This window comes from Flavobacterium sp. CSZ, from assembly GCF_015350725.1.
Classification (GTDB): Bacteria; Bacteroidota; Bacteroidia; order Flavobacteriales; family Flavobacteriaceae; genus Flavobacterium.
This window is the reverse complement of sequence record NZ_JADKPQ010000047.1, coordinates 1-3,337: the sequence shown is the minus strand read 5'-3', so window position 1 is coordinate 3,337 and position 3,337 is coordinate 1. Positions and strand designations below refer to the sequence as shown.

Below are 3,337 nucleotides of genomic sequence, written 5' to 3'. Positions count from 1 at the left end.
AGAAAGACAAACAACGCCATTGGAATCCAATGGCGTTTTTTTTTGCTGTACTTCGCAAATTACTTCCTTTAATTCTTACTATCTTAAATTAATTTCAATTTACTAAAAAATGTCAATCCTAATGTTCTTTTTTTGTGTAGTATTGTAAAACTTTATCATTTGGATTAAATGTACATTTAATAAGCTTGATACGCTGTAGCATCTAGAGTTATGTGCCTTTTTATTAGATAAATACTAACATACCAAATTAAATGATTTATAAAGAGTTTCAGCCCGACACATTATTGACCGACTTCGTTAAGAATTATTGGTGGTTTGAAAATTCTACAACCGAACAACTTGACTTTACAATTTTGCCAGACGGTTGTTTTGACCTTTTAATTTCGTTTTACAACTATAAACAAGAAGAAATTTCGCTAACAGGACTTTGGACTAAACAAGTTGAAGTTTCTATTGACCCAAACAGACAACTTTTCGGAATACGATTTAAATTATTAGCGGTTGACTATATTTTACAACAAAACATTTCAGCTTTTTGCGACAGTGAACAAATAAAAGAAAATGACTTTTGGAGATTAGACAAGGCTTTATTTACAGATTTAGAAATTGAAACAGAAAAGTTGAATAAAATTATGCTTTCAATTTTAGATATTCATAAAGGCATTGACAGCAGAAAGCAAAATCTATTCAACTTGTTACACGAAACAAACGGCGAAAAAACGATTGAACAATATTCACAACAAGTATTTTGGAAAAGCAGACAAATTAACCGTTATTTCAAAGATAGATTTGGTATTTCTTTAAAATCATACTGCAAGATTCTAAGATGCTATGCTTCATTCAAGCAAATTAAAAAAGGACAACTTTATCCCGAACAAAATTATTTTGACCAATCACATTTCATAAAAGACCTCAAAAAATATACAGGAAATAGTCCAACTGAACTTTTTGAAAACAAAAACGACCGATTTTTACAATTGGCAACAATGAAAGAAAATTAGTTTTGCATCATTAATAACATAAAAAAACAGCAAAATGAAATTCAGTAACATCAGACTTTTAGTGAATGACTTTGACAAGTCTTTCGCTTTTTATAACAACATTCTTGGTTTAGAATGTACTTGGGGGAAACTTGGCGATAATTTCGCCAGTTTCAACATTGGCTATCCATCAGGACTTGCATTGTTTAAAGCCGAACTAATGAATATAGCCATCAACAACGCAGACGCAAAGCAAAATGAAATTTTACAAGACAAAATTGCAATCATTGTTCAAGTAAATAACGTAAACGAAACTTATAATTCTTTACAAAGTAAGGGCATTAAATTCTTAACAGAGCCGAAAGATATGACAGCTTGGGGAATTAGAGTTACACATTTTAGAGACCCCGAGAATAATTTAATTGAATTGTTTTCTGACTTGCCAAATGAAAAATGAGATGATTATTTAGCATAAGACGAAAAAGATTTTCAAAAAAGTAAATGATAATAAGAGCAAAACATAATCTCTTTTTCAAATCTTTTATTTTAGATTTTCGAAAAATGTCAGAACAGGGGGCACGGATTGCAAATTTGGGATCAATACGGATCAATACGAAAACTTATGGACTAGCAAAAAAATTACCGCAAAGCACGCAAAGTTTTTTTTTCTGCTGTGTTTGCAGGATCTTTATTAAATTCGCAAAGCTATACATTGCGTCCCTTGGTAACTCTTTGCGAACATTGCGGTTAAACAAGCCAAAACGTGGGAGAGAGTTAAAAAAATTACCGTAGAAAACACTAAGTTTTATTCTTAACTTTATAAAAGGTAAAGTTCATAAGGCTTTGTATTGATCTAGCTTTGTGAACTCTGTGTTTTCTGCGGCATTCACAGATAAAAATCTTTGTGTTCTCTGTGGTAAAAAATAATATTATAAATGACCTTGCTAATTATCCAACCCATTGAAATAAAATATTTAATCTGTAAATTTGACTGAATTAAAGAAGATTAAAACGAAAAAAAATAGAAATTGACTGCACAGCCCATCATCGAAAACTTTAAAAATTATCTTCCGTTAAATAAAGAAGAAAGTTCATTATTAAACAAAAGGACGGCACAAAGACAAATCAAGCGCAGACAAATGATTTTGCAGGAAAACTTTGTTTGCAAACATTATACATTTGTAGTTAAGGGCTGTTTTAAAATGTATAGCGTCGATGAAAAAGGCTCTGAACACAATATTAGTTTTGCGATCGAAAATGAATGGATAGCAGATTTAGGGAGTTTCTATTCAGAAAAACCAAGCAAACTGTTTATTGAAGCAATAGAACCTTCTTTTATCCTGCAAATTGAAAAGCAAGACTTGCTTTACTTATTCGTTAATGTGCCGAAGTTTGATCGAAATTTCAGGGTTATTATTGAAGAAAAATTTATTGAGCTTCAAAATCGTTTATTACAAAATATTAGCTCAAATGCAAATCAACGTTACTTAGATTTTTTAGAACAATATCCACAACTTGCACTAAGATTGCCTAATACTCAAATAGCTTCTTATCTTGGCATTACACCTGAATTTCTTAGTAAAATTCGTAGTGAAACTCATATTAAATAACTTTTACTCTTAATTTATATTAAGACAATTTCTTAAGATTGTTTATAGGATCACTACAAGTTGCCATTGTACATTTACATTATAAATTTTAAAAATGAAAAAATGACAAATCACAAAAATTTCTTTAAGCAATTTGTTGAATTTATTAATACTGCTGATGAAAATTTAGCACAACAGCTTATTAATCCGACAGCAAAATTTTATGTGCCTGGTCAAGTAGAGCCTCTTATTGGTCCAACAGGATATTTGGCAACTATATGGATGATGCGTGAAGGATTTCCTGATATCCAATGGCATTTAGAAGAAATAATTTCAGAAAATGATAAATCTGCTATTCGTTTTACAATGACTGGTACACATAAAGGAACTTTTTTTGGAGTCCCTCCAACTGGAAATAGCATTAAAGTACAAGCTACTAATTTTTATCGTCTTATTGATAATCAGATTACAGAAGAATATGGACAACCTGATTTATTAGCATTATTGCAACAAATTGGAGCAGTACCTACAAATTAAAAAATAATATTCTGATAAAAATAAAAGATAATAAGCATAGGGTTCAAAAATAAACCTAAGTGATGGCGGATAGTTTTTAGCATCCTTCTTATTTTATTTTATATTTTCGAAAAATGTCAAAATTGGCATTAAGTGTTCGATTGCTGTCCCTGATACTCCACAGAATTCCAAAAACTCCAAAGTCACTTGATTTTGGAGTTTTTTTTATTTTTATACCTCCATGAGTTTATT

Annotated in this window: 4 protein-coding genes; all 4 read left to right on the top strand. The window is 30.3% G+C overall.

Features of this window, described 5'->3' with window-relative positions; all coding sequences use genetic code 11:
- Nucleotides 1-251 precede the first annotated feature (251 nt).
- The 4 genes from IRZ78_RS25875 to IRZ78_RS25860 all read left to right on the top strand — a co-directional run bounded on the left by IRZ78_RS25875 (nucleotide 252) and on the right by IRZ78_RS25860 (nucleotide 3,106).
- Complete coding sequence (locus IRZ78_RS25875) at nucleotides 252-1,001, top strand: AraC family transcriptional regulator (protein WP_194620463.1); 750 nt, start codon at nucleotides 252-254, stop codon at nucleotides 999-1,001.
- A gap of 34 nt (nucleotides 1,002-1,035) precedes the next feature.
- Nucleotides 1,036-1,437, top strand: a complete 402-nt coding sequence (locus IRZ78_RS25870; RefSeq protein WP_194620461.1) for a VOC family protein — start codon at nucleotides 1,036-1,038, stop codon at nucleotides 1,435-1,437.
- A gap of 571 nt (nucleotides 1,438-2,008) precedes the next feature.
- Nucleotides 2,009-2,590 (top strand): Crp/Fnr family transcriptional regulator, encoded by a 582-nt coding sequence (locus tag IRZ78_RS25865; protein ID WP_194620459.1) that lies wholly within the window; start codon nucleotides 2,009-2,011, stop codon nucleotides 2,588-2,590.
- A 102-nt stretch (nucleotides 2,591-2,692) separates the two neighbouring features.
- A complete protein-coding gene (locus IRZ78_RS25860) occupies nucleotides 2,693-3,106 on the top strand; it encodes an ester cyclase (RefSeq protein ID WP_194620457.1) in 414 nt (137 codons plus the stop codon).
- Nucleotides 3,107-3,337 lie beyond the last annotated feature (231 nt).

Coding starts and splice junctions, on each gene's coding strand:
- IRZ78_RS25875 (WP_194620463.1), top strand. CDS start 252: ATGATTTATAAAGAGTTTCAGCCCGACACATTATTGACCGACTTCGTT.
- IRZ78_RS25870 (WP_194620461.1), top strand. CDS start 1,036: ATGAAATTCAGTAACATCAGACTTTTAGTGAATGACTTTGACAAGTCT.
- IRZ78_RS25860 (WP_194620457.1), top strand. CDS start 2,693: ATGACAAATCACAAAAATTTCTTTAAGCAATTTGTTGAATTTATTAAT.